The organism is Bradyrhizobium sp. LjRoot220, assembly GCF_964252915.1.
Classification (GTDB): Bacteria; Pseudomonadota; Alphaproteobacteria; order Rhizobiales; family Xanthobacteraceae; genus Bradyrhizobium.
In genome coordinates this window covers 507,256-531,841 of the sequence record NZ_CAXUPS020000001.1, presented here as the reverse complement: position 1 = coordinate 531,841, position 24,586 = coordinate 507,256, and the positions used below count along the sequence as shown (strand labels likewise).

Sequence of the window (24,586 nt, the reverse complement as noted above, 5' to 3'; positions counted from 1 at the left end):
GCTATGCCCGCTCAGGAGGCGTTGGGCTTCAGACCCCATTTGTCGAGAATCTTGTCCACGGCGCCATTGGCCTTGAGCTTGGCGAGCGAGGCGTTGATCTTGCCGAGCAGTTCCTTGTCGGTCTTGCGAACCCCGATCGAGACCGTGCCCACGGTGACCGGCTTGTAGGAATCCACCAGCCGGACTCCCCCGAACGCGCCCTGCTTCAGGTTATAGGCGAGGATCGGAAGGTCGGCGAAGCCGGCCTTGAGGCGGCCCGCATTCACATCACGCAGAATATCGGGAATGGTGTCGTAGACCTTGACCTCGCTGAACAATCCCGTCTTCTTCAACGCATCGACGAAGGCCGTGCCGACCTGGGCGCCGACCGCCTCGCCCTTCAGATCCTCCTGCGAGGCATAGTTTTTGGCGTCGGTCTTCGGCACCACGAGGCCCTCGCCGTAGGTGTAGACTGCGTCCGAAAAGTCGATCACTTCCTTGCGCGCAGCGGTCGCGAACATCGCCGCCGAGATGATGTCGATCTTGTTCGACGTCAGCGACGGCACCAGCGCCGAAAACTGCATCGGCTCGATCTGGACCTGGAAGCCGGCGTCCTTGCCGATCTCCGTGATCAGATCGACCATCACGCCCTGTATGCTGTTGGTCTTGGTTTCGAGGAAGGTGAAGGGAACGCCGGTTGGCGTCGAGCCTACCTTGAGCACCTGCTGCGCCGATGAAGGCGTGGCGGCGGCAAGGACGAGCGCCGCGGTCGCGGCCTGAACCAGACGTTTGAAAAGCATCGTACCCTCTCAACTGTTTGGGCACCGGGCGGCGACTTTGCGTCTTCAACAAGCCGGTTGCAGGTTTCGCCGTCCAAGCCTATTTTCATAACCATGAAATTATGGACACATCGCCGGGACTTGCGCAAGCCGGATTTTCATACACATGAAGGACGCGATTTGACGTGAGCGGCGGCAAGCGCATGAGCAAGAAGGCGGTCAAGGCCGAACCGGCGGTGGACGTCGCGGTCGGGCAGCGCATCCGCGACTTGCGGCGAAGCCGCAAGCTGTCGCTGGAAACGATCGCCGCCCGCACCGACCTGTCGATCGGCTTTCTCAGCCAGATCGAACGCGGCCTGTCCTCGCCTTCGCTGCGGGTGCTGGCGACCATTGCCGATGTGCTGGGCGTCGGGATCGCCGGGCTTTTCGGTACCAAGGAAACTGCCGGCAGCGGCTCGGACGCCATCGTCACCCGCGAGCAGCAGCGCGCCGAGTTGAACCTGTGGCGCACCGGCATCTCCAAGCAGTTGCTCAGCCCGTCGGGTTCGGACGGCCGGCTCAATCTGTTCCTGGTCCACCTGGAGCCCGGCGGCTCTACCGGCGACGAATTGTATACGCATGACGGCGAGGAAGCCGGTCTCGTGCTCGAAGGCGCAATGAAGCTCACCGTCGATGCAGAAAGCTGGACGCTCAAGCAGGGCGATAGCTTTCGCTTTGCGAGCCGCCGTCCGCATCGATTCGGTAATCCGTCTGATAAGGTCAAGGCGGTGGTGCTGTGGGTGAATTGCGTTTCGGCGCAATAACTGTCGTCCCTGCGAACGCAGGGACCCATAACCACTGGCCAAAGCTATCGGGAAAGGTATCAACTCCGACCGTCCAAAATCGAGAGGCCGCGGCGTATGGGTCCCTGCGTTCGCAGGGACGACGAGGATATGGCTTCGCAATCTCGCGACGCATGGCGCCCGAGCTTTGCCAGAAACTTCCCGCCCTCCAAAGAGAGGGCGCAGGGAATGCCGGATGCGCGCTGCACCCGCGATCTCGTGTGCAATGTGCACAAAAAGGTGCGCACACGAGCATACAGGGCAGCGGAGAACATCCGACATTCCCTGCGCAATGGCTTTACGGCTTATAACGAGCTCTCCCCGGAGAACGGCTCTTTTGCCTCCGTTGCGCCCTGGAAGCAATTGCCTCCAGGTGCATTGACGCCAGCACCGCGACGTCAGGACCACACGCCTTTGCCGTACGCTCTCGTGCCGTTCGTTATCGGCGCTACCAGCGTCCACCGCGACCCGTCCCAACGATCGTGACGATCATGATACGCCCCTCTGGCGGGACGGGATGGACGAAGATGTAAACTGGTTTTCCTTTCTGTAAAAGCGAAATATTTTTCATTTAGGGGCTTGACATGATTTCCGAATAGCAGAAGTGATTTGCCCGTCGGGTTGTTTTGTCGCACGCATTCGTCGAGTTTTCGCTTGCGCGCGAGACGACGCAGCCCGTAGCCCGGATGAGCGAAAGCGATATCCATCGTGCCTTTTCCCGGATGTCGCTGCGCTATCCGGGTTACGCGCTGCAAAGCGCCGGTCCGCAATCGCGGCACGGGTTCTGCATGCAGAGGGCCGAGCCGCCTCGGGGCACAACATTCGACCCGACATCAATCAAAGGAAGCACAGTGGCAAGATTTGTGAACGTCGCAGCGGGGCAGTTGGGCCCTATCGCGCGAAGCGAAACGAGGACCGAGGTCGTGGCGCGGCTCATGGCATTGATGCGCCAGGCGCACGCCAACGGATGTGACCTGATCGTCTATCCCGAGCTTGCGCTGACGACGTTTTTCCCGCGCTGGTACATGGCGGATCAGGCGGAAATCGATTCCTTCTTCGAGCGCGAGATGCCTGGTCCGGAGACGCGCGCCTTATTCGACCTGGCCCGGGAACTGGGCATCGGATTTTGCCTGGGCTACGCCGAACTGGCGGTCGAGAACGGCAAAACCCATCGGCACAACACGTCCGTTCTCGTGGACAAGCGCGGCAACACCATTTCCAAATACAGGAAAGTACATTTGCCCGGCCACGCCGAACACGAGCCCTGGCGCCGATTTCAGCATTTGGAAAAGCGTTACTTCGAGCCTGGCTCCGGCTTTGGCGTGGCCGACGCATTCAATGGCGTGATCGGCATGGCGATCTGCAATGATCGCCGCTGGCCCGAAACCTATCGCGTCATGGGACTGCAGGGCGTCGAGATGGTGCTGATCGGCTACAACACGCCGGTGCATAACCCGCCCGCGCCGGAGCACGACGACCTCTCGCTGTTCCACAATCGTCTTGTGATGCAGGCTGGCGCCTACCAAAACGGGACTTGGGTCGTGGGAGTGGCCAAGGCGGGTATCGAGGAAGGCGTCGACCAGATTGGCGGTAGCTGCATTGTGGCGCCATCAGGTGAAATCGTCGCCGCCTGCACCACCAAAAACGACGAGATCGCACTGGCGCGCTGTGATCTGGATTTGTGCAACTCCTACAAGCGCACGACCTTTGACTTCGATGTGCATCGGCAGCCCCATGCCTATGGGTTAATTGTCGAGCAAAGGGGACAGCACACGATGGCGGATGGGTCGCCGGTACCTTCGGGCAATGGCGGTCGTGGCCTGTAGCCCGGATGAGCGAAGCGATATCCGGGAACCATGTACCTTTTCCCCGGATGTCGCTGCGCTCATCCGGGCTACGCACTGCAACGTCGTCGACCTTTGTCGATTGCGTCAATGGCCTCTCGGCCGCGGATTGGTCGTCCCATGGGCTCGCGTATCCCGCTGCGCGACATCCGCCTTGGCCAACAGGGGATCCGGCGCGCGGAGGATTTTGTGTACTGGAGGGATCCGAGGCTTCATTCCTTCAGGCGAAACGATACGATCGATTCTACGGCGCATGACCTCGTAGCACTCGCACGCCGTCGCTTCGAGCCGCGGTCGGTCAATCTCGATCAGGCCCCGCCGATTAGATCGGATAGCACGCAACTTCCGCAGCTTGTGCACGACATGCGTCACAGTCGTTCGACGTACCCCAAGCAACTCCGAAAGCGCCTCTTGCGTCAACGGCAGGAAATCACCGTCAACTCGATCGTGGATATGGAGCAACCACCGGGCCAGGCGGGCCTCGACCGAGTGCAGTGCATTGCAGGCGGCGACATGCTGGAATTGCACCAAAAGCGCCCTGGTGTAGATCTGGACCACGTCTCTGATGGCGCCACTGCGGTTGAGGGCCGCCTGGAATCTTGCGGGAGAAATTTGCAGTGAGGTTCCGGCCACGCGTACGACCGCTGTCATCGGAGAGCGGGAGGGTCCCAGCGCGGACAAGAGGCCCACGGCACCCTCGTTCCCGATGACCGCGGTTGCCACCGTTTGTCCGTTTGGCATGTCCATGATGAACGCGATCGTCCCGCTGAGGGGGAAATAGATCTGTTCGACCAGGTCTCCCGATCTAACCAGCACTGCGTCGCGTTCAGGCGATACTTTCCGCAAATGAGGCGCGAGCAAATCAAAATCTGCCGCCGGCAGCGCAGCTAACAGTCGATTGCCTACCCGGGTAGTGGGCTCCATCACGGGAAAACTCCTCCCTCGACGGACGCGGCTCTCCGCGGAGTACTCTTGGCACCACGCTGCATAACAGACTGGGCCTAGGTGCCAGAACCCACTGCGCGGCGTAATGTTCCAACCTGTAGCCTGGATGAGCAGAGCGATAGCCGGGTATTTTCACGCACTGAACCTCGTCATGCCCGACGACGAGGTGTAGGGTTCACCGCTCCACAGGACGTTGCTGCCCGGCATGCCGGGCGAGCGCGTGAGCAATCAGGGTGTCGATCAAATCGGATTGAGAGAGTCCAGCTGCCTCCCAGAGCTTTGGATACATGCTGATGGAGGTAAAGCCCGGGAGTGTGTTCACTTCGTTGACAAAGATTTCCTCGCCTTCCAGAAAGAAATCAACACGCGCCAGACCTCCGCAACCCAGGACCTGGAAGGTCTCGATGGCAAGCTCCTGGAAACGTGCCTTCTGTTCCGGCGAAACATCAGCCGGAATGACGAGACTGGCTCCCTTCGAATCGGTATATTTTGCCTCATAAGAATAGAAGCCATGCCTGTCTGCCGGCACGATTTCGCCCGGGGGCGAGGCGCGAACGTCGCCTTTCTCGTCTTCGAGCACGGAACACTCGATCTCCCGTGCGCGATCGATGCGTCGCTCTACGATGATCTTGCGGTCAAAGCGGAATGCAAGTGCGCACGACTGAGCGAACTCCTCCGCAGACCGCGCGCGCGAAATGCCCACGGACGAACCCAGATTGGCCGGTTTGACAAATACGTCTGCGCTGCCGACCGCGCGAGCGGCCGCCGCGTAATCCAGCGGCGCCTGAGCGGTCACCGTTGCGAAAGGCACGACGGGAAGGCCGGCATCGCGCGCCAACCGCTTTGCGATGTCCTTGTCCATGGCAGCAGCCGATCCCATCACCGACGAACCGACATAGGGCACATCGGCAAGCTCAAGGGCACCCTGGACCGTTCCATCCTCGCCGTTCGGCCCGTGCAATACCGGGAACATGACATCAATGCGGGGAACGGCGGCTTTTTGCCCGCTCTCAGCGAACCGCAACAATTGTCCTTTGCCGCCGGGCACCAGCGCGAGTGGAGCACCGTCCTCCGGGATCGCAAGCACCACCGCTCCTGCTGCGGTTTTATTTCCGGCGTCGCACAATAGCCAGCGGCCGTCCTTGGACAAACCAATCAGCACCACATCGTATTTGGCCGGGTCGAGCGCGCGCAACACGTTGGCCGCGGAGGCCCGCGAGACGTCGTGCTCGGCCGAGCGACCTCCGAACAATAGTCCCACGGTGAGCTTAGGCAGCTGTTTCGACATCATCGTCCCTCCTCCCGTTGCCCACCTTCATCGACCGTGGCGCTTCGGAATGACGGATGGGATCATCCGAACCGATGTTCGTACCGGGTCAGCGCGAGTTCCTTCACATCGATATCCGGCTTGCGGCCTGACAGCATGTCCGCGAGCACCCTCCCCGAGCCGCACGCCATGGTCCAGCCGAGCGTGCCGTGACCGGTATTGAGGTGGAGATTGGAATAGCGCGTCGGGCCGATCACCGGCGGTCCATCGGGGGTCATTGGGCGCAGTCCGGACCAGAAAGTCGCCCTGGACAGATCGCCGCCGCGCGGAAACAGCTCGGTCAGCGAATGGTCGAGCGTCGCGCGCCGCGCCGGATAGAGCTTGTCGGAATAGCCGGAGATCTCAGCGGTGCCGCCGACGCGGATGCGATCGCCGAGCCGCGTGATCGCGACCTTGTAGCTTTCATCCATTACGGTGGATACCGGAGCACCGTCCGGATCCGATATCGGCACCGTGATCGAGTAGCCTTTGACGGGATAGACCGGCAGTGAGATGCCGAGCGGCCGCAGCAGCCGAGGCGACCAGCTGCCGAGTGCGACGACATAGGCATCGGCCTGCAACACGCCATTAGAGGTGGCAACGCCGGTGACGCGCGAGCCATCCGCGATCAATCCCTCGATCCCGACATTGAAGGCAAAGCGCACGCCGAGCTTTTCGGCCTCGAGCGCAAGTGCCTGCGTGAACATGTGGCAATCGCCGGTCTCGTCCTGCGGCAGGCGAAGCCCGCCGGCGATCTTGTCCGAAACCTTCAATAACGCCGGTTCGGCGGCAATGCAGCCGGCGCGATCGAGCACCTCGAACGGCACGCCGTATTGCTTGAGCACCGCGATATCGTCCGCGGTGCCGTCGAGCTGCGCCGCGTAACGAAACAGTTGCAGCGTGCCGCGCTCGCGCTCGTCGTAGTGAATGCCGATCTCGCCGCGCAACGCACGCAGGCTGTCGCGGCTGTATTCGGCGATCGGAATCATCCGCCGCTTGTTGACCGCATAGCGCTCCGAGGTGCAGTTGCGCAGCATCTTCAGAAGCCAGATCCACATCACGGGATCGAGCTTCGGCCGGATCACCAGCGGGCCATGCTTCATCAAGAGCCACTTGATCGCCTTGACCGGCACGCCCGGCCCCGCCCATGGCGAGGAATAGCCGGGCGAGACTTCGCCGGCGTTGGCAAAACTGGTCTCCAGCGCCGGCTTTGGCTGACGGTCGACGACCGTCACCTGATGGCCGGCCTTGGCGAGGTAATAGGCTGAGGTGACGCCGATGACGCCACTGCCGAGAATCAAGACTTTCACGATCCCTCATGCTTCTGCCGCGGCATCGTCTGATCACCGCACGATAGTCGATGCCGCAGTTAGAGCAAGGATCAGGCCACGCGTTTGATCGCGTCGCCGAGGATCGACACCATCTCGTCGATGTGGCTCTTCTCGACGATCAGGGGCGGCGAGACCGCAAGGGAGTCGCCGCTCTGGCGCAGATAAAGGCCGTTGTTGAAGCAATCGACCATCAAATCATAACCGCGCGCGCCCGGCGCGTCCTTGCGCGGTGCGACCTCGATGGCGCCCATCAGGCCGCAATTGCGGATGTCGATCATGTTCGGCAAGCCCTTGAGCGAATGCAGGCCATCTTGCCAGTAATCGGCCATCGAAGCGCCGCGCGTCAGCAGGCCCTCATCCTTGTAGATGTCGAGCGTCGCGAGGCCGGCCGCGCAGGCCACCGGATGCGCCGAATAGGTGTAGCCGTGGAACAGCTCGATCTGGGCCTGCGGGCCCGTCATCAGCGTGTCGTGGATCTTGCGGCTGGCAAACACGGCGCCGCAGGGAACAGTGCCGTTGGTGATGCCCTTGGCGGTCGTCATCATGTCTGGCGTGACGCCGAAATAATTGGCGGCGAACGGCGCACCGAGACGGCCGAAGCCGGTGATGACTTCGTCGAAGATCAAGAGGATGCCGTGCTTGTCGCACAGCGACCGCAGCCGCTGCAGGTAGTTCTTCGGCGGCGGAAGCACCGCGGTCGAGCCCGGTACCGGCTCCACGATGACGGCGGCGATGGTCTCGGCGCCGTGCAGCGCCACCAGCCGTTCAACATCGTCGGCGAGTTCGGCGCCGTGCTCGGGCTGGCCCTTGGCGAACGCGTTGCGGGTGAGATCATGGGTGTGGCTGATATGGTCGACACCCGGCAAATGGGTCGCGAAGGCGCGGCGGTTGTTCACCATGCCGCCGACCGACATGCCACCGAAACCAACGCCGTGATAGCCGCGCTCGCGACCGATCAGGCGGGTGCGGGTCGGTTGGCCTGCGGCGCGCTGGTAGGCCAGCGCGATCTTCAGCGCGGTATCGACCGATTCAGAGCCCGAATTGGTGAAGAAGATGCGATCGAGCCCGGTCGGCGCGATCGCCGCCAGCCGCTCGGCGAAGTCGAAGGCCAGCGGGTGGCCCATGTTGAACGAGGGCGCAAAATCGAGGTTCATCAGCTGGCGCTCGACGGCGGCGGCGATCTCCTTGCGGCCGTGGCCGGCATTGACGCACCAGAGGCCGGCCGAACCGTCGATCACCTTGCGGCCGTCGATCGTCGTGTAATGCATGCCCGAGGCGGAAGCGAACAGCCGCGGCTCGGCCTTGAACTGCCGATTGGCCGTGAACGGCATCCAGAACGATTCGAGCTTTACGGTGTTGGGAATCTGGTGAATCGTCATGGGGCGCTCCTTTGCGGTTTCCCTACCCGACATCATGTTGATGATGTGCAGCAAGTCCTTTTCTGCTACCACCCAAGCCATTGAATTTGCTGGAGTCGTTGGGTAACATTCGTTCGATCCGCAACACACTCAACACCCCAAACCTGACCCTCGAGGCGACGATGAGCATAGATGTCGGCGAACGGTTACGCTTCGTCCGCGCCCGCAACAAGATATCGCAGCGCGAACTCGCCAAGCGTTCGGGGGTAACCAACTCGACGATTTCGCTGATCGAATCCAACCAGATGAACCCTTCCGTCGGCGCGCTCAAGCGCATCCTCGACGGCATCCCGATGGGGATGGCGGAATTTTTCGCCCTCGAACCCGACCAGCCGCGCAAGGCGTTTTACCGCTCCGACGAACTGAGCGAGATCGGCAAGGGCAAGATCTCGTTTCGCCAGGTCGGCGACAACCTGTTCGGCCGCAGCTTGCAGATATTAAAAGAGCGCTATGAGCCCGGCGGCGACACCGGGCGCATTCCGCTGGTGCACGATGGCGAGGAAGGCGGCATCATTCTGTCGGGCCGGCTCGAGGTGACGGTGGACAGTGAACGCCGCATCCTCGGGCCCGGCGACGCCTATTATTTCGAGAGCCGCCGGCCGCATCGTTTTCGCTGCGTCGGCGCCAAGCCGTGCGAACTGATCAGCGCCTGCACGCCGCCGACGTTCTGAGGGCGGGCAAAATCAATAGCTGGCCGCCATCAGTTTCAGGCGCGGGTAACGCTTGTCGATCGCCACGATGTCGCTGCGCATTTGCGCGATGATCCAGTCCCTGATTTCGACGGCAACGGGGCGGATCGGTCGGTTGCGCGGGGTGACGAGCTCGCAGACCCGCCGCGTGCAGACGAGTTTTGCGGAAGCCGGCACCAGCGCGCCGGTCAACAGCCAATGCGCGACGACGGTGATCCAGCCGAGCGTCACGCCCTGCCCGAGCAGCGCCGCCTGCACCACGACCGCGTAATCCGAGAAGCTCAGCGCCTTGGCCGGACCGGATGCGCCGGTGAGCGCGCCCGGATATTGCAGCACCCAGTCTTCGGGCGTGTCGGCCAGTTTGATGATGGTGCGCCCCTCGGCAGGCTTGCGCGCAACATTCGTATCGCGGTAGCCCGGGCTGCAGATCGGCAGCATGACTTCCTTCATGACAAGGGCGCCGTTGGTCTCGGGGTCGTCCTGATCGCGAAACCGCATGCCGACGTCGACGTTCTCGACGGCACCGCGGAGCGAGCCCGAGATCAACTGGAACCGGAGGTCGACACTTGGAAACGCGCGCTGCAGCTTGTCGATGCGCGGCATCAGCCAATGGTTGGTGAAGGCCGAGGAAACCGAGAGCGTGACGGTTTCGGTGCCCCGGCGCCGGCGCTCGATCTCGACCAGCCCGCTCTCGATGCTGCGAAAGCCGTCCGTGACGCGGCGATAAAGCAGCTCGCCCTCTTCCGTCAGGGTCGCTCCCCCGGCGCTGCGGTCGAACAGGCGCACCCCGAGGTAATCCTCGAACCGCCCCAGCATCCGGCTCACCGCCGGCTGGGTCACGTTCAACTCGGCCGCCGCCGCGGTAAAACTGCCGTTGCGCGCGGCGGCGTCGAAGACGAACAGCGCATTGCTGGAAGGCAGCATCCGGCGAAGGTCAGGCATGATCTCAGGTTATGATGCAGGTGATAATTTGGCAATTGCCGGATTGGGCTAATTTTGATTGCCTTGCCGATCAAGGAGGCCTGCCGGGAAGCGGAGCATTCCGAGCCAAACCGCGGTCGGGGAGACTTCCCCTGTCGCGCGGGAAGCGTCCGCCTATAAATTGAGATCATGCCAGTTCAATCCCCAGCCTTGCGGCGGGGACGTCGGGAAGCCGCATTCATGCGGCCACCGGCGAAGCGCAACAGGAAGGTCGTTCATTGGGCAGCGGTGGTGAAAGCGTCGAAATCAAATCCGCGAGCAAGCACTATGGTGCGGTCGTGGCGCTCGACAATGTCACGCTGAACGTCGCGCCACGCGAGTTCGTTTCGCTGCTCGGACCATCCGGATCCGGCAAGACCACCCTGCTCGGCCTGCTCGGCGGCTTCATCCAGCCGACTTCAGGTTCGATCCATTTCGGCGAGCGCGACGTTACGCTGGAGCCGCCGCACAAGCGCAACATCGGCGTCGTGTTCCAGAACTACGCGCTGTTTCCGCATATGAGCGTCGGCGAGAACGTCGCCTTCCCGCTTCGCGCGCGGCGGCTGCCGAAGGCCGATTGGCCCGCGAAAGTGCGCGGCGCGCTGGCGATGGTCGGCCTCGCCGGCTACGAGGAACGCGGTGTGGCGCAGCTCTCCGGCGGGCAGCGCCAGCGCGTGGCACTGGCGCGCGCGATGATCTTCGAGCCGCGCCTGATCCTGATGGACGAGCCGCTTTCCGCGCTCGACAAGCAATTGCGGGAATCGATGCAGATCGAGCTGCGCCAGCTCCACAAGCGCATCGGCGCCACCATCATCTACGTAACCCACGACCAGCGCGAGGCGCTGACCATGAGCGACCGCGTCGCCATTCTCAAGGACGGCCGCCTGATCCAGATCGACCAGCCCGCGCGGCTGCACGATCATCCGGCGGATTCCTTTGTCGCCAGTTTCATCGGCGAGGCGAGCCTGCTGCCGGTCCGCCGCATCGATGCCGGCAGCGTTGCGCTCGGGCCGCTAACGCTGCGCAGCGCACGCGCCATTCCGAATGGCGATGGGTTGATGCTGGCGGTGCACAGCGAAAAACTCCTGATCGACGGCGGCGCTGATGACGCTGCGCTCAACCGCTTGACCGGCACCGTCACCGACGTCGTCTACCAGGGCGAGAGCCTGCGCATTTTTATCGCCCTGCCCGATGGCACGGCGCTGAGCCTGCGCCAGCCCAGCCATCACGAAGCCTATCGCCGCATCCCGCCCGTCGGCGGCCCCCTCACCGTGACCCTGCACCCCGAGGATACCATCATCGTGCCGAAAGCATCGGAATGAACGTCCACCACCAACGCAGTCCCAACACCAGAGAAGAAACGCCCATGTCGTTCAGCAATTTCAAGGTTCTCACTTTCGACGTCGTCGGCACCCTGATCGACTTCGAAACCGGCGTGCTCGACGCCGTCCGCAAGATTTCCGGGAAAAGCGCCACTGATCTCAGCGACGACAAAATCTTCGCCGCCTACAAGCGCGGCCGCGACGCGCATCCGGAGCGCTCCAGCGAAGTGATGTTCGACGTCTACCGCCACCTCGCCAGGGAACTTGGCCTGCCCGCCGACGACGCGGCCTGCGATTCCTTCCAGCTCGCGGTGCTGCGCTGGCAGCCGTTTGCGGATTCGGTCGAGGCACTCAAGCGCCTGCGCACGAAATTCCGGCTGGTGGCGATGACCAATGCCGATCGCGTGGCGCTGTCCTGCTACGCCCACGCGCTCGGCGACCCCTTTGACGATAGCGTCTGCGCCGACGAGACCGGCGTCGCCAAGCCGAACCCAGAATTCTTCGCCTACAACAAAGGGCGGCAATCGGCGTTCGGCTACAAGCAGTCCGACATACTGCATGTGGCGCAGAGCCAGCACCATGACATCGGGATCGCGCGCAAGCTCGGCTATAAAGTGTGCTGGATCGAGCGCCGCCAGGGCATGGCGGGATTCGGCGGCACGCCAGAAGTGCCTGTGCTGACCAAGCCCGACTTTCATTTCGCTACCATGAAAGCCTTCGCCGACGCGGCGGTTGGACACTGAGGGGCACGCAGCGATGGCTGAGGTCTGGACCCCAATGGCAGCGGCCAACTCGCTGTGGGCGAGCACGGCCACGCCGTTGCGGACCTTTCCCGTGCTGTCAGACGAGGTTCAGGCCGACGTCGTCATCATCGGCGCCGGCTATACCGGCCTCTCCGCCGCGCATCACATCGCCAAAAGCGGCCTCGCGCCGGTCGTGCTCGAAGCCAACCGTCCCGGCTGGGGCGCGAGCGGCCGCAATGGCGGCGTCATCACCGCAAAATTCCGGCAGTCGTTCCGCGGCATCGATGCCGCTCATGGCCGCGCGATGGCCAAACGCATGTACGAGATCGCGCATGAATCGACCGAGATCGTCGAGGAACTGGTGTCCGAATTCGGCATCACCGCCGCGCGGCTGACGCGCACCGGACAGGTCAAGGCGGCGCACAACCACGCGACGCTTAAAGCCGCGATCGACGAAGCCGAATGGATGAAGCGCGAGATGGGCGATGCGGACGTCCGGATGCTCGACGCCCATGAGGTGCGCGAGGAAACCGGCTCGCAGGCGTTCGTCGGCGGCGTGCTCAATCCGGGCTCCGGCGGCATCCATCCGCTGAATTATCTGCATGGCCTCGCCGAAGGCCTGGCGCAGCGCGGCGTTGCCATTTTCCAGGCGAGCCCGGTGCTTAAGCTGCGGCGCGAGAACGGGCGCGTGATCGCCGAAACGCCTGATGGCGCGGTGCGCGCGCGACAGGTCATCATCGCCACCAACAGCTATTCCGACCTGACGGACGCGACGCGGCACATGCAGCACACGCTGGTGCCGTTCCGCAGCGCGATCATCGCCACCGATCGGCTGCCGCATAATCTGGCCGGCACCCTGATGCCGACCGGGCGCACCTATACCGAGACCAAGCGCATGATGCGCTGGTTCCGCATGGTCGACGACCGCGTGATTTTCGGCGGCCGCGGCGCCTTCGGCAAGCAGGATTCGGAAGCCGCCTTCGACGCGCTGCGCAAGGCCATGATCGGCATCTTCCCGGAACTGGGCGACGTGCCGCTGGCCTTCAAATGGTCGGGCCTCGTCGGCATGACGCTGGATTCCATGCCGCATATCGGCCGACTCGACGACCGGACCCTGTTCTCGATGGGCTACAACGGCGCCGGTGTGGCGATGTCCAGCCTCATGGGGCGCTATCTCGCAGCATTCGTGCGCGGCGAAAAGCCTGATGTCGGGCTGCTCGATGCCAGCCGCCTCAAGGTCATTCCATTTTATCCGCTGCGCGAACCGGCCGTCCGAATGGTGGCCGGCTGGTACCAGTTTTTGGACGCGATCGGGCAATAGCGCACGCTAAGCCCGATCATAACAGGAGGGGAACGGAAAATGGCAGTTGCTTCCAACACAGGATTGCGCCGCGCGTTGTTCAGCGTCGCGCTCGGGCTCTTCGCGTCAACCAGCATTGCGGCCAACGCCGCCGAGCAGATCACCTTCGTGTCGCAGGGCGGCGCCTATCAGAAAGCGCAGACCGTTGCGATCCTCGATCCCTCGGCCAAGAAGCTCGGCATCACCATCAACCAGGACAGCATTCCCGACGCCTGGCCGGTGATCAAATCGCAAGTCGCGAGCGGCAAGCCGATCTGGGACGTGGTCGACGTGCCGACCGGCTATTGCCTGCGCGGCGGCGACCAGGGGCTGATCGAAAAGCTCGACTTCTCCAAGCTCCCCAACGCCGCCGCGATGCCGGAAGCCTATCGCAACGCCTATTCGGTGGCGTACGAGTTCTATTCCAGCGTTCTGGCCTACAGCCAGAAGAAATATCCTGATGGCACCGCGCCGAACAGCTGGGCTGATTTTTGGGACGTGAAGAAATTCCCCGGCCGCCGCGCACTGCGCAACCACCCCATCGCGACGCTGGAAGCAGCCCTGATGGCCGACGGTGTCGCGCCCGACAAGCTCTATCCGCTCGACGTCGACCGCGCTTTCAAGAAGCTCGAGGAGATCAAGCCCAACATCACGGTGTGGTGGACTTCGGGCGCGCAATCCGCCCAGCTTCTGAACGACGGCGAGGTCGACATGGTGATGGCCTGGAACGGCCGCGTCAGCGCGCTCTCCAAGGAAGGCGCCAAGGTCGCCTATACCTATAATCAGGGCATCCTGCAGAGCACCTCGCTGTGCATCCTCAAGGGCGCGCCGAATCTGGCGACGGCGGTCAAGTTCCTCAACGAGGCCGTCGATCCCGTGCACCAAGCCAATCTGCCGCTGCACATTGATTACGGCCCGGCGAACCCGAAGGCGTTCGACACCGGCGTGGTCAAGCCGGAACGCGTCGCGCAACTGCCGAGCGCACCTGAGAACGCCAAGAAGCAGGCGCTGATGTCCTATGCCTGGTGGTCGTCGGCGGAAGGCGAAGCCGCCGAGAAGCGCTGGGTCTCCTTCGTGCAGAAATAGAGGGACCCGCCTGGAGCGGGGTTGACCAGCCCCCAACCTCGCTCCAACCATCCGGCAATGACAGGAAAACGGCATTGACCCCTTCCACACCAGACCTCTCGTTGCGTCATCATCGCCGCGAACAGGGCCTGATGCTTGCATTGGCGTCGCCGGCGCTGCTGGTGATCCTGCTCTTGATCGTGCTCCCGGTGGGCTGGCTCGCCTGGCAATCGATCTACCATGACGGTTTCACGCTGGAGAACTACCGCCGTATCTTCAGCGAAGCGATCTACTGGCGCAGCTTCTCGCTGACCTTCCAGATCAGCCTGCTGGTGACGGTGCTGGCGCTGTTGCTCGGCTATCCGATTGCGTACGCCGCCAGTGTGGTGCCGAAGCGATGGAGCGTACTGATTCTGGCGCTGGTGATCCTGCCGTTCTGGACCAGCGTGCTGGTGCGGGCCTATGCCTGGCTGGCGCTGCTGCAGCGGACCGGGGTGATCAACCAGTTCCTGCAATATCTCGGGATCATCGACGAGCCGCTCGCGCTGGTGCACAACACGTTTGGTACCGTGGTGGCCACCGTGCACATCCTGCTGCCGTTCATGGTGCTGCCGCTCTACGCCACCATGCAGAAGATCCCGCACGATCTGATGCAGGCCGGCTCCAGCCTCGGCGGCAGTCCTTCGCATGTGTTCTGGCGGGTCTTCCTGCCGCTGTCGCTGCCCGGCGTGCTCGCCGGCACCACACTGGTGTTCGTGCTGTGCCTCGGCTTCTACATCACGCCCGAACTGCTCGGTGGCGGCCGCACCGTCATGGTGTCGCTGCTGGTCAGCCGCAACGTCGAGCTCTACGACCAATGGGGGGCCGCAAGCGCCGTGGGCGTGGTGCTGCTGGTCAGCGTTCTCGTCATTTTCCTCATCGTCGGCCGGTTCATTCCGCTCGACCGCATATTGGGGCAAAAATGAAGACGTTCTCACTCCCCCGCATCGTCTTCGTCGTGTTCTGCGCGCTGGTGCTGCTGTATCTGATCCTGCCGGTGCTGATCATCGTGCCGATGTCGTTTTCGAGCACCCGCTTCCTGACCTTCCCGCCGCCGTCGCTGTCGCTGCGTTGGTACGAGGAATATATCGGCAATGCGGCCTGGATGCAGGCGACCCGCGTCACCTTTGCGGTGGCCATCCTCACCGTCCTGATCGCAACCCCGCTCGGCGTCGCCGCCGCCTACGCCATCAGCAATTCGAAAATGCGCCTCATGCGCATCGTCCACATGATGCTGATGCTGCCACTGGTGGTGCCGATCATCATCACGGCGGTCGGCATCTTCTTTGTCTATGCCAAGGTCGGCCTGGTCGCGACGATGTCGGGACTGGTGCTCGCCAACGTCATGCTCGGTCTCCCTTACGTCATCACCTCGGTGGTGGCGGGCCTGCAGAGTTTTGATCCGGCACAGGAGATGGTGGCGCGCAGCCTCGGCATGAACCGCTTGCGCAGTTTTTTCGCCGTCACGCTGCCGCAGATCAAGGCCAGCGTGCTGACGGGCGCCATCTTCGCTTTCATCTCGGCGATGGATGAGACGGTGGTCGGCCTGTTCATATCAGGCGGCCAGTACCAGCCCCTGACAAAACGGATGTTCACGGCGCTGCGCGACGAGATCGACCCGACCATCGCCGCGATCAGCACGCTGATGACGGCGGCCTCATTCCTGCTCGTGCTGATCGCCAGCACGCGGCAGAAGAAGAGCGGCTGACAAGGCTCCTTGCCCTAGCTCGCCCTATCGCGTCATCCTGAGGTGCGCGCTCTTGCGCGCCTCGAAGGATGAGAAGCGCCCGTGGCCCATCCTTCGAGGCTCGCTTCGCTCGCACCGCAGGATGACGTGTGCCGATACGATCTAGTCATCCCGCCTTACTTCTCCAGGCCGAAGGGGTCGTCGACCGAATGCGCCGGCTGGGTGAACCAGCGCGCGCCGGTTTCGGTGATGACCATGTGGTCCTCCAGCCGCACGCCGAACTCGCCGTAGATGCAGATGGTCGGCTCGTTGGAAAAGGTCATGCCGGGCTTCAGCACGGTCTTGTCGCCCTTCACCAGATAGGGCCATTCGTGCACATCCAGGCCGATGCCGTGGCCGGTGCGATGCGGCAGGCCCGGCGTCGCATAGCCAGGGCCGAAACCGGCGCCATTGATGACACCGCGCGCGGCGATGTCGATGTCCTCGCAGCGGTTGCCCGGCCTGGCGGCGGCGAAGCCGGCGGCCTGCGCCTCCTTCTCCAGATTCCAGACGTCGCGCTGGCGCTTGCTCGGTTCGCCGAACACGTAGGAACGCGTGATGTCGGACAAATAGCCATCGACCGGCGCGCCGGTATCGATCAGGATCATGTCGCCCTGCTGCAACGTCTGCGGATAGGGCACGCCGTGCGGATACGCCGTCGCCTCGCCGAACAGCACCGCGTTGAACGGCGGATCGCCTTCCGAGCCGAGCTTGCGGTGCGCGGCGGTGAGGAAGGCCTGCACTTCGGTGGTGGTAATGCCTTCGCGCATGATGCGGGCTGCGGCTTTGTGGGCTTCGAGCGTGATGTTCTTGGCCGTCTGCATCAGCGCGAGTTCCTGCTCGGACTTGATCATGCGGCAACCGGCGGTGACGTCGATCGAATTGATGAAGGTGTAGGCGTTGCCGGCGCGGCGCAGCCCATCGAACGTAAAGAACGGCGTCGCCTCATCGACGGCGATGGTGCCGGAGGGATAGCCGAGCGCGCGCACGGTCTCGGTGACGGTGGCTGTGGGGTCCTCGTCCTCCTCCCACACCGCGATCCGTTCGCCGAACGAGGTCATGGTTTTGAGTTTCTCGACCTCGAAGGCCGGCGAGATATAGACGATCTCCCCCCTCGCCGGCAGCACCGCGCTGTGCATGCGCTCGGTGCGGCGGAACTTCAAGCCGGTGAAATAGGTCATGCTGGAGGAGACATCGAGATAGAGCGCGTCGATGCCCTTCTCGCGCATGATGGCCTGGGCGCGGGCGATGCGCTGCAGCCGTTCCTCGACACCGATCGGCGGCGCGTCGCCGCGCATGTTCTTGAGGGCGGCGAGTTCCGCCTCCGCGGTCGAACCGCCAACACCAACCGTCATCGCACGTGCCTTTCAACGTTCATCGCCGGAACCGGCGCTGTATCAGGATATTTGCCGCCGCCGTCAACCCGAGGGTTGCCGTCATCAGGACGAACGCGACGGACGCACCGAACGGCCAGTTGTTGAGTTGAAACTGTCCGTACACCAAAGGTCCCATCATCTTGAACCTGGGGCCGCCGAGCAGCACCGGGGTCGCATAGGCGTTCATGCCGAGGATGAAGGTCAGGATGGTGCCGGCAAGGATGCCCGGCAGCGACAGCGGCAGCAGCACGCGGCGAAACATCGTCGCCGGCCCGGCGCCGAGACTGAAGGCGGCCTCCTCGACATTGCGGTTGATACCCTCGATCACGCTCTGCAGCGACAGCACCATATAGGGCAGATTGACGGCGATGATGCCGGCAATCACGGCGCCCTCGGTAAACATGATCTGCAGAGGCTGGGTGATGATTCCGATCTGCATCAAGGTGACGTTGAGAAAGCCCTTGGAACCGAACAGCGTCATCCAGCCGGCGGCGCGCACCGCATTGCCGACGAACAGCGGCAGCACCACCAGCATGATCAGCACATTCTTGTACCGCGACTGGGTGCGCGCCAGCACATAAGCAAGCGGCAGACCCATCGCGAGGCAGACGACGGTGCAAAGCGCGGCCACCCGCAACGTCGTCGCCAGCACGCCGGTGTAATACGGGTCGGAGAAGAACTTGACGTAATTGTCGAACGAGAATGTGTCGATCATGATGCGCCGCGCGTCGACCTTGTCGAAGCTGTAGCGCAGCAGGATCGCCAGCGGCAACACCAGACCAGCGACCACGAACACCGTCGCCGGCCCGACCAATGTCGTGGCCGAGAGCAGCGACGAAGGCTTCTCGTCGGACTGGAACTGCGCTGGCGCGGGCACGGCCATCGGCTGCTGCTAATGCCAGCTCAACCCTTCAGCTCCTTGTCCCACCATTCCTTGAGCGCGACGTCGTTCTTGTTGAGATAATTGTAATCGAGATCGACCAGTTTCTTGATCTCGTCGGGGGTGAAGCCGATCCGCTTGTTGAGATCGGGCGCGACCGTGGCGTTGGTGACCGTGGGATTGTAACCCATGTCGACGGCGAAGGCCTCCTGCGCGCTCTTGTCCAGCATGGCGTCGAGATAGGCGTAGGCGCCTTCCTTGTTGGGCGAGTTTTTCGGGATGACGAAGCCCGAGACATAGGCCAGTGCGCCTTCGGTCGGAGTCATCGACGTCACGGAAATACCCGCGTTCTGCCATTGCACCACGCGGGCTTTCCACATCACGCCGAGGCCGAATTCCTCCGACTTCAGACCTTGGGCAAACGCCTCGTTGGTCGGATAGATCCGCATGCCGGCCTTCTTGCACTCCAGCAGCAGTTTCTTGCCAGGCTCGAGGTCATCGACCTTGCCGCCGGCGGCGAGCGCGGCGCAGACCAGTGTGTATTGGTACTGGATGTCGATGATGCCGACCTTGTTGCCTTGCTTGGGGTCGAACACGTCCTTGTAACTGACCGGCGGGGTCGTGATGATCTTCGGATTGTAGACGCCGACCTTGCCCGAATAGATATGGCCGACGCCGTAGGGATATTTCATCGCCGGCAGCAGATTGCCGGCATTCTTGAGCTTGCCGTAGTCGATCGGCAGCACGGTGCCGGCGTCGTGCATCTGGAACATGTTGATGGCCGAAAGACCCTGCACATCGGTCGTGCCGCGCGGCAGCCGCTTTTCGGCGAGCATTTTCGAGCGCCGTTCGGGATCGCCGGCCTGATCCTGTACCACCTCCCAGCCGTCCTTGATCAAGAGCGGCGCCTCGACATTCTTGTTGAGCAGGCGGGCATAGTCCCCGCCCCAGGTGCCGACGACGATGCGGCCCTTGGCTTGCGCCGATGCCATGCGCGGCAGACCGGCGGCGCCGGCCAGGGCAGCGGCACCGAGCAGGACTTCACGGCGGGATTTCGATCGGTTCATGGTGGTGCCTCCGGGTGTTGGTTGGCAGATATCAGGATTGAAAGACGCGGCCTGTCGATTTGCTCCAGCCGATATGGACCTGTTCTCCGATCACCGGCAGCGGCTGCTCCGGGCGGTTCTGGATCTGCACGATGACGCGCTCCTTGGGCGACAGGCGGACATGCAGATCCACCTGCGAGCCGAGATAGGAGATGAACTCGACCGAGCCGGGAAAGCTGTTGTCCATCGCCGGTGCTGCCGCCGACATCAGCGCGAGCCGTTCGGGACGGAGCGCCAGCGAGGCGCTGCCGGCAGCGGTCCCTTCGCAGGCAACCACGAGGCCGCCGGCCGAGACGAAGCGCCCGGGGCCATCCATGCGGCCGTCGATGAAGGTGGAGCGGCCGACGAAATCGGCGACGAATTTTTCCGCGGGGCGTTCGTAGAGATCCTGCTGCGAGCCGATCTGGCGAACACGGCCTTCGCTCATGACGACGAGGCGGTCGGCCATGGTCAGGGCCTCCTCCTGGTCGTGGGTCACCATCACGGTGGTCAAGCCGAGCTTGCGCTGCAGTTCGCGGATTTCAACGCGCACGTCCTGGCGCAGCTTGGCGTCGAGATTGGACAAGGGCTCATCGAGCAGCAACACGTCGGGGTGGAACACCAGCGCACGAGCCAGCGCCACGCGCTGTTGCTGGCCGCCGGACAATTGCCGCGGCAGCCGGTCGCTGAGATGATCGAGCCGCACCAGGCGCAGGGCCTCGGTGATCTTCGGCGCCATCTCCGCCTTCGGCATCTTGCGCATCTCGAGGCCGAACGCGACGTTCTCGGCCACGCTCATGTGCGGAAACAGCGCATAGCTCTGGAACACGAGGCCGGTGTTGCGCTTCCATGGCGGCAGCGAAGTGACGTCGCGATCGCCCACGCGCACGCTGCCCGAGGTCGGCTCGATGAAGCCGGCGATGATGCGCAAGGTCGTGGTCTTGCCGCAGCCGGAAGGGCCGAGCAGGACCAGAAACTCGCCATCGGCAATGTCGAGCGACACGTCGTCGGCGGCCTTGAACTCGCCATAGCGCTTGGTGATGCCGGTTAATTGCAGACGCGCCATGCTCAGACCACGCGACCGATCTTGACGAACCGATCGGTCAGCAGCATGGCCCCGGCGATAAACAGGATCTGCAGCACCGATACCGCGGCGATCGTCGGATCGATCTTCCATTCGAGATATTGCAGGATGGCGATCGGCAGCGTGGTGCGGCCGGGGCCGACCAGGAACAGGCTCATTTCCAGATTGCCGAACGAGGCAATGAAGCCGAACAGAGCGGCCGCGACGATGCCGGGCAAAATGGCCGGCAGCGTGACGCGCCGGAACGTGGTCAGACGATCGGCGCCGAGGCTTTGCGCCGCTTCCTCGACGGCGCGATCCATCCCGACGAGGCTCGCGGTGATCAGGCGCACCGTCCAGGGGATCGCGATCAGCACGTGACCCGCCACCAGACCGCCGAGCGAGCCGAGGATCGGCCAGCCCGTCATGATCTCGGTTTCGACATGGAAGACATAGAGCGCAATGCCGAGCACGATGCCCGGCACGATCAGCGGCAGCAACAGCAGGTTGTTCACGGCCTCACGTCCGGCAAAGCGCCCGCGCACCAGGCAAACCGCGGCGGGAACGCCGATCGCAAGACCGATCGATGTCGAAACCACGGCGACCTGCAGGCTGAGGAGGAATCCGTTGACGAACCTGTCATTGCCGGGAACAGCGCGAAACCATTTCAGCGAATAGCCTTCCGGAGGGAATGACGGAATTTCCTGTGCGAAGAACGCCAGCCAGATCACGAAGAACATCGGCAGCAGGATATATGCAAGCGACACGCCAGCCGCCGTCCCGAGCGCCATCCGGCCGACAACGCGTGATGAAGTCCATCGGGGTACGACGGTCAAGATCGCCTCTTTATGAGAACCCTGCGATCAATTCAGCCGGTTCTTGTGCAGAACGCCGGCCTTCATGATCAAGGAGAGATGTTTGCCTTGATCGCCAAGCAGCGCAAGGTCTTTCAGCGGATTGCCGTCGACCAGGATGGCGTCGGAGAAGGCACCTGCCTGCAATGTACCCACCCTGCCCGGCATGCGCAGAACCTCGGCGCCGATCGTGGTCGCCGAGCGGACGATCTCGATCGGCGAGACCACCTCCTGGCGGATCGTGAACTCCTTGGACTGGTCCCAATGCAGTTCACCCAGGAGGTCGCTGCCATAGGCGACCGGAATATTATGCCGCTTGCAGATCTCCAGCGATTTCAGCCCGCCCTGCAGCACGATTTCGTTCTTGGCGAGGCTTTCGCCGATCATGCCGAACTGCTTGGCGCGGTCTTTCATGGCGTAATAAGTGACGAGGTTGGCCACCAGGAACATGCCCTTCTCGGCCATCAGCCTGGCCGATGCATCGTCGATCAGATTGCCGTGCTCGATGGTGCGGACGCCAAGCCGTGCGGCGCGGGAAATGGATTCAGCGGAATAGGCATGGGCGCAGACGTAGCGGCCGAAGGCGGTCGCCTCCTCCACCGCCGCGCTGACTTCGCCGTCCGAGAATTGCAGGCTGTCGAGCGGATCATAGGGTGACGCGACGCCGCCGGACATCATGATCTTCACATGGTCGGCGCCCTGGCGCATCTGCTCGCGCGCGCATTTGCGCACTTCGTCGACGCCGTCGGCGATCGCGGACTTGAATTGCAGGCCGTTGCAGCAGACGCACTCGCCGCCCGGATTGGTGCGGCGGCGCGAGTCCGAATGGCCGCCGGTGGGACCGATCGACTGGCCGGCGATATAAAGCCGCGGACCGGTAATATGCCCGGTTTCGATCGCGGTCTTGATGCCCCAATCGGCACCACCGGTGTCACGTACAGTGGTGAAGCCGCGGTCGAGCATGGCGCGCAACCGCGTCGCCGCGCGCGCGGTGACCAGCGTCAGCGGCAACATCTCCATGAAGCGAACGTTGACCTCGCTATGGATCGCGTGGACGTGGCAATCGATCAGTCCCGGCATCAACGTGCGCTTGCCGCAGTCGACGATTTCAGCCCCAGCGGCCTTGATCGAGCCCTCGCTGAGTTCCTTGATGGTATCGCCCTCGACCAGCAACTGATAGCCGCCGCGGAGCTCGCCGAACGAAGGCTCCAGCAATTCGAAATTCTTGAACAGGATTTGCTTCGTCATCCGAACTCACTGCAGCCGGTTCTTGTGGAAGCGCCCGGCCTTCATGATGACCGAAAGGTGCCGGCCCTGGTCCCCGAGCAGCTTGAGGTTCTTGAGCGGATCGCCGTCGACAACCAGCAAATCGGCAAACGCGCCCGGCTTCAGGCAGCCGATCTTGCCTTCCATGCGGGTGACCTCAGCACCGATCGTGGTGGCGGAGCGGATGATCTCGGCCGGCGACAGCACTTGCGCGCGCAGCGAAAACTCCTCCGACTGCGCCACCTGCAACTCGCCGAGCAGATCGGTGCCGTAGGCGACCGGGACACCGTGGCGCTTGCAGATTTCGAGCGATTTCAGAGCGCCGTCGATCACGAGATCGTTCTTGGCCAGCATGTCGGAATTCATGCCGTATTCGGCCGCATGCTTCTTCATCTCGAAATAAGTGACGAGATTGGCGATCAGGAACATGCCCTTCTCGGCCATCAGCTTTGCCGAGGCATCGTCGATCAGATTGCCGTGCTCGATGGTGCGGACGCCGGCGTTCGCCGCGCGCGTGATCGCCTCCGGTGTATAGGCGTGCGCGCAGACATAGCGGCCAAAGGCGTGCGCTTCCTGCACGGCAGCCTCGACTTCGCCGACCGAGAACTGCAGGCTATCGAGCGGATCATACGGCGAGGCGACACCGCCGGACATCATGATCTTGACCTGGTCGCAGCCCTGACGCATTTCCTCGCGCACTGCGCGGCGGACCTCGGTGATGCCATCGGCGACGCCCATGGAGAACGACATGGCGTTGCAGCAATGACAGCGTGAACCAAAATCGGTGCGACGGCGGGCGTCGCTGTGGCCACCGGTGGGGCCGATCGCGCGCCCGGCGATGAACAGCCGCGGCCCGGGTATCAGCCCTTTATCCGTCGCCTCCTTCAGGCCCCAATCGGCGCCGCCGGTGTCACGCACGCTGGTGAAGCCGCGATCGAGCATCTTGTGCATCAGGCGGGCGGCGCGCGCCGTCATCAGCGTCAACGGCACGTTTTCCATGTTGCGGATCACGACCTCCGACAACACCACATGGACATGGCTGTCGATCAGGCCGGGCATCAGCGTACGCCCGCCGCAGTCGATCACGCTGGCCTCGGCAAGCCGGATCGGTTTGGCCGAGATTTCCCGGATCGTGCCGTCTTCGACGACCAGTTCATGGCCGCCGCGCAATTCCCCAACCTCCGGGTCGAGCATTTCGAAATTCTTGAAATGGATGACATCCATAGTCCGGCTTCCGATCATTCGCGCGTTGATCCGCGCGTTGATCGAAATGTCCTATGCCGGTTTGCCCACGTCAATGGGCAAGCCATGCGCTCATTTGCTGAGCGCTGTGCCCTGGGCGATGTGGCTATCGGGCGAATCGAAACTGCTGACGGAAGCAAGCGCGTCGTGATGCGAGTTCACGCGCCGGCGTCGGCGAAGTCGCGATAATCAATCATGCCGTCCGCACGGTTCAGCGCTTGGGCGGCTCCGAGAAGACCAGCGACATATCCTCAAACTCCTCGATCGGAAGTTTGTTTCGGACGGTCGAGGTCTGGTGTTGTTGCGGCGAGGCCATGCCAATCGTCGCGGTGGCACGATGGCCCCAGAGTGCGTGCGACGGCAGCATGGTGATTGCAGCAGCGAGAATGGCGACCGCAATGAATCCAGAAAGCATCAAACGGTTCATGGGAACCTCCGTTCGGAGAAGCCCACCCCGTTCTTGCCTTAGCGCAACGCCCGACCCACGCATGTGAACTGTGTCACAGACGCCGCA

The 24,586-nt window shown here is 63.0% G+C and carries 23 protein-coding genes; 9 read left to right on the top strand and 14 right to left on the bottom strand.

What is annotated here, in order from left to right; translation table 11 throughout:
- Window positions 1-11: 11 nt before the first annotated feature.
- Window positions 12-779 carry an ABC transporter substrate-binding protein gene (locus ACSQ84_RS02320; protein WP_436210027.1) on the bottom strand — a complete coding sequence of 256 codons (768 nt, stop codon included), beginning with the start codon at window positions 777-779 and terminating at the stop codon, window positions 12-14.
- Window positions 780-961: 182 nt separating this feature from the next.
- Between ACSQ84_RS02320 and ACSQ84_RS02315 the strand changes: the two genes are divergently transcribed.
- Window positions 962-1,561 carry a cupin domain-containing protein gene (locus ACSQ84_RS02315; protein WP_436210026.1) on the top strand — a complete coding sequence of 200 codons (600 nt, stop codon included), beginning with the start codon at window positions 962-964 and terminating at the stop codon, window positions 1,559-1,561.
- An 869-nt stretch (window positions 1,562-2,430) separates the two neighbouring features.
- The gene (locus ACSQ84_RS02310; RefSeq protein ID WP_436211151.1) at window positions 2,431-3,405 is read left to right on the top strand and encodes an N-carbamoyl-D-amino-acid hydrolase; all 975 of its coding nucleotides are present in this window, start codon (window positions 2,431-2,433) and stop codon (window positions 3,403-3,405) included.
- 105 nt (window positions 3,406-3,510) lie between these two features.
- Here the strand turns inward: ACSQ84_RS02310 and ACSQ84_RS02305 are convergent, their stop codons facing one another.
- The 4 genes from ACSQ84_RS02305 to ACSQ84_RS02290 form a co-directional block, all read right to left on the bottom strand.
- Window positions 3,511-4,347 carry a Crp/Fnr family transcriptional regulator gene (locus ACSQ84_RS02305; protein WP_436211150.1) on the bottom strand — a complete coding sequence of 279 codons (837 nt, stop codon included), beginning with the start codon at window positions 4,345-4,347 and terminating at the stop codon, window positions 3,511-3,513.
- 196 nt (window positions 4,348-4,543) lie between these two features.
- Entirely contained in the window at window positions 4,544-5,656 is a 1,113-nt protein-coding gene (locus ACSQ84_RS02300) for a D-alanine--D-alanine ligase family protein (RefSeq protein ID WP_436210025.1), read from the bottom strand.
- A 62-nt stretch (window positions 5,657-5,718) separates the two neighbouring features.
- Entirely contained in the window at window positions 5,719-6,984 is a 1,266-nt protein-coding gene (locus tag ACSQ84_RS02295; RefSeq protein ID WP_436210024.1) for a D-amino acid dehydrogenase, read from the bottom strand.
- Window positions 6,985-7,055: 71 nt separating this feature from the next.
- The gene (locus ACSQ84_RS02290; RefSeq protein ID WP_436210023.1) at window positions 7,056-8,384 is read right to left on the bottom strand and encodes an aspartate aminotransferase family protein; all 1,329 of its coding nucleotides are present in this window, start codon (window positions 8,382-8,384) and stop codon (window positions 7,056-7,058) included.
- Between the two features lie 161 nt (window positions 8,385-8,545).
- Here ACSQ84_RS02290 and ACSQ84_RS02285 point away from each other — a divergent pair, with 161 nt between their 5' ends.
- Window positions 8,546-9,094 (top strand): cupin domain-containing protein, encoded by a 549-nt coding sequence (locus ACSQ84_RS02285; protein ID WP_436210022.1) that lies wholly within the window; start codon window positions 8,546-8,548, stop codon window positions 9,092-9,094.
- Between the two features lie 12 nt (window positions 9,095-9,106).
- Here the strand turns inward: ACSQ84_RS02285 and ACSQ84_RS02280 are convergent, their stop codons facing one another.
- Window positions 9,107-10,054 (bottom strand): LysR family transcriptional regulator, encoded by a 948-nt coding sequence (locus ACSQ84_RS02280; protein WP_436210021.1) that lies wholly within the window; start codon window positions 10,052-10,054, stop codon window positions 9,107-9,109.
- A 257-nt stretch (window positions 10,055-10,311) separates the two neighbouring features.
- Here ACSQ84_RS02280 and ACSQ84_RS02275 point away from each other — a divergent pair, with 257 nt between their 5' ends.
- The 6 genes from ACSQ84_RS02275 (at window position 10,312) to ACSQ84_RS02250 (ending at window position 16,288) form a co-directional block, all read left to right on the top strand.
- Window positions 10,312-11,394 (top strand): ABC transporter ATP-binding protein, encoded by a 1,083-nt coding sequence (locus tag ACSQ84_RS02275; protein WP_436210020.1) that lies wholly within the window; start codon window positions 10,312-10,314, stop codon window positions 11,392-11,394.
- A 44-nt stretch (window positions 11,395-11,438) separates the two neighbouring features.
- Window positions 11,439-12,137: an HAD family hydrolase gene (locus tag ACSQ84_RS02270; RefSeq protein WP_436210019.1), complete on the top strand. Its 699-nt coding sequence runs from the start codon at window positions 11,439-11,441 to the stop codon at window positions 12,135-12,137.
- A gap of 13 nt (window positions 12,138-12,150) precedes the next feature.
- Window positions 12,151-13,458 (top strand): NAD(P)/FAD-dependent oxidoreductase, encoded by a 1,308-nt coding sequence (locus ACSQ84_RS02265; RefSeq protein ID WP_436210018.1) that lies wholly within the window; start codon window positions 12,151-12,153, stop codon window positions 13,456-13,458.
- Window positions 13,459-13,497: 39 nt separating this feature from the next.
- Window positions 13,498-14,562 (top strand): ABC transporter substrate-binding protein, encoded by a 1,065-nt coding sequence (locus ACSQ84_RS02260; RefSeq protein ID WP_436210017.1) that lies wholly within the window; start codon window positions 13,498-13,500, stop codon window positions 14,560-14,562.
- A gap of 131 nt (window positions 14,563-14,693) precedes the next feature.
- Window positions 14,694-15,506, top strand: a complete 813-nt coding sequence (locus ACSQ84_RS02255; RefSeq protein ID WP_436211149.1) for an ABC transporter permease — start codon at window positions 14,694-14,696, stop codon at window positions 15,504-15,506.
- Window positions 15,503-16,288 (top strand): ABC transporter permease, encoded by a 786-nt coding sequence (locus ACSQ84_RS02250; RefSeq protein ID WP_436210016.1) that lies wholly within the window; start codon window positions 15,503-15,505, stop codon window positions 16,286-16,288. Before ACSQ84_RS02255 ends, ACSQ84_RS02250 begins: the two co-directional genes overlap by 4 nt.
- A gap of 155 nt (window positions 16,289-16,443) precedes the next feature.
- Here the strand turns inward: ACSQ84_RS02250 and ACSQ84_RS02245 are convergent, their stop codons facing one another.
- The 8 genes from ACSQ84_RS02245 to ACSQ84_RS02210 all read right to left on the bottom strand — a co-directional run bounded on the left by ACSQ84_RS02245 (window position 16,444) and on the right by ACSQ84_RS02210 (window position 24,499).
- The gene (locus ACSQ84_RS02245) at window positions 16,444-17,661 is read right to left on the bottom strand and encodes a M24 family metallopeptidase (protein ID WP_436210015.1); all 1,218 of its coding nucleotides are present in this window, start codon (window positions 17,659-17,661) and stop codon (window positions 16,444-16,446) included.
- 19 nt (window positions 17,662-17,680) lie between these two features.
- Window positions 17,681-18,565 carry an ABC transporter permease gene (locus ACSQ84_RS02240; protein WP_436210014.1) on the bottom strand — a complete coding sequence of 295 codons (885 nt, stop codon included), beginning with the start codon at window positions 18,563-18,565 and terminating at the stop codon, window positions 17,681-17,683.
- A gap of 20 nt (window positions 18,566-18,585) precedes the next feature.
- Window positions 18,586-19,629, bottom strand: coding sequence for an ABC transporter substrate-binding protein (locus ACSQ84_RS02235; RefSeq protein WP_436210013.1), 1,044 nt, complete (start codon window positions 19,627-19,629; stop codon window positions 18,586-18,588).
- A 31-nt stretch (window positions 19,630-19,660) separates the two neighbouring features.
- Entirely contained in the window at window positions 19,661-20,713 is a 1,053-nt protein-coding gene (locus ACSQ84_RS02230; protein ID WP_436210012.1) for an ABC transporter ATP-binding protein, read from the bottom strand.
- Window positions 20,714-20,715: 2 nt separating this feature from the next.
- Window positions 20,716-21,546, bottom strand: coding sequence for an ABC transporter permease (locus ACSQ84_RS02225; RefSeq protein ID WP_436210011.1), 831 nt, complete (start codon window positions 21,544-21,546; stop codon window positions 20,716-20,718).
- Between the two features lie 27 nt (window positions 21,547-21,573).
- The gene (locus tag ACSQ84_RS02220) at window positions 21,574-22,812 is read right to left on the bottom strand and encodes an amidohydrolase family protein (RefSeq protein ID WP_436210010.1); all 1,239 of its coding nucleotides are present in this window, start codon (window positions 22,810-22,812) and stop codon (window positions 21,574-21,576) included.
- 6 nt (window positions 22,813-22,818) lie between these two features.
- Window positions 22,819-24,054 (bottom strand): amidohydrolase family protein, encoded by a 1,236-nt coding sequence (locus ACSQ84_RS02215; protein ID WP_436210009.1) that lies wholly within the window; start codon window positions 24,052-24,054, stop codon window positions 22,819-22,821.
- A 229-nt stretch (window positions 24,055-24,283) separates the two neighbouring features.
- Window positions 24,284-24,499 carry a hypothetical protein gene (locus ACSQ84_RS02210; RefSeq protein WP_436210008.1) on the bottom strand — a complete coding sequence of 72 codons (216 nt, stop codon included), beginning with the start codon at window positions 24,497-24,499 and terminating at the stop codon, window positions 24,284-24,286.
- Between the last annotated feature and the right edge of the window lie 87 nt (window positions 24,500-24,586).

What these genes read in the sequence shown, in the direction of transcription:
- ACSQ84_RS02210 (WP_436210008.1), bottom strand. Translation starts at nt 24,499, where the DNA reads ATGAACCGTTTGATGCTTTCTGGATTCATTGCGGTCGCCATTCTCGCT.
- ACSQ84_RS02250 (WP_436210016.1), top strand. Translation starts at nt 15,503, where the DNA reads ATGAAGACGTTCTCACTCCCCCGCATCGTCTTCGTCGTGTTCTGCGCG.
- ACSQ84_RS02280 (WP_436210021.1), bottom strand. Translation starts at nt 10,054, where the DNA reads ATGCCTGACCTTCGCCGGATGCTGCCTTCCAGCAATGCGCTGTTCGTC.
- ACSQ84_RS02290 (WP_436210023.1), bottom strand. Translation starts at nt 8,384, where the DNA reads ATGACGATTCACCAGATTCCCAACACCGTAAAGCTCGAATCGTTCTGG.
- ACSQ84_RS02220 (WP_436210010.1), bottom strand. Translation starts at nt 22,812, where the DNA reads ATGACGAAGCAAATCCTGTTCAAGAATTTCGAATTGCTGGAGCCTTCG.
- ACSQ84_RS02300 (WP_436210025.1), bottom strand. Translation starts at nt 5,656, where the DNA reads ATGTCGAAACAGCTGCCTAAGCTCACCGTGGGACTATTGTTCGGAGGT.
- ACSQ84_RS02315 (WP_436210026.1), top strand. Translation starts at nt 962, where the DNA reads ATGAGCAAGAAGGCGGTCAAGGCCGAACCGGCGGTGGACGTCGCGGTC.
- ACSQ84_RS02255 (WP_436211149.1), top strand. Translation starts at nt 14,694, where the DNA reads ATGCTTGCATTGGCGTCGCCGGCGCTGCTGGTGATCCTGCTCTTGATC.
- ACSQ84_RS02270 (WP_436210019.1), top strand. Translation starts at nt 11,439, where the DNA reads ATGTCGTTCAGCAATTTCAAGGTTCTCACTTTCGACGTCGTCGGCACC.
- ACSQ84_RS02245 (WP_436210015.1), bottom strand. Translation starts at nt 17,661, where the DNA reads ATGACGGTTGGTGTTGGCGGTTCGACCGCGGAGGCGGAACTCGCCGCC.
- ACSQ84_RS02230 (WP_436210012.1), bottom strand. Translation starts at nt 20,713, where the DNA reads ATGGCGCGTCTGCAATTAACCGGCATCACCAAGCGCTATGGCGAGTTC.
- ACSQ84_RS02260 (WP_436210017.1), top strand. Translation starts at nt 13,498, where the DNA reads ATGGCAGTTGCTTCCAACACAGGATTGCGCCGCGCGTTGTTCAGCGTC.
- ACSQ84_RS02235 (WP_436210013.1), bottom strand. Translation starts at nt 19,629, where the DNA reads ATGAACCGATCGAAATCCCGCCGTGAAGTCCTGCTCGGTGCCGCTGCC.
- ACSQ84_RS02240 (WP_436210014.1), bottom strand. Translation starts at nt 18,565, where the DNA reads ATGGCCGTGCCCGCGCCAGCGCAGTTCCAGTCCGACGAGAAGCCTTCG.
- ACSQ84_RS02265 (WP_436210018.1), top strand. Translation starts at nt 12,151, where the DNA reads ATGGCTGAGGTCTGGACCCCAATGGCAGCGGCCAACTCGCTGTGGGCG.
- ACSQ84_RS02305 (WP_436211150.1), bottom strand. Translation starts at nt 4,347, where the DNA reads ATGGAGCCCACTACCCGGGTAGGCAATCGACTGTTAGCTGCGCTGCCG.
- ACSQ84_RS02285 (WP_436210022.1), top strand. Translation starts at nt 8,546, where the DNA reads ATGAGCATAGATGTCGGCGAACGGTTACGCTTCGTCCGCGCCCGCAAC.
- ACSQ84_RS02215 (WP_436210009.1), bottom strand. Translation starts at nt 24,054, where the DNA reads ATGGATGTCATCCATTTCAAGAATTTCGAAATGCTCGACCCGGAGGTT.
- ACSQ84_RS02320 (WP_436210027.1), bottom strand. Translation starts at nt 779, where the DNA reads ATGCTTTTCAAACGTCTGGTTCAGGCCGCGACCGCGGCGCTCGTCCTT.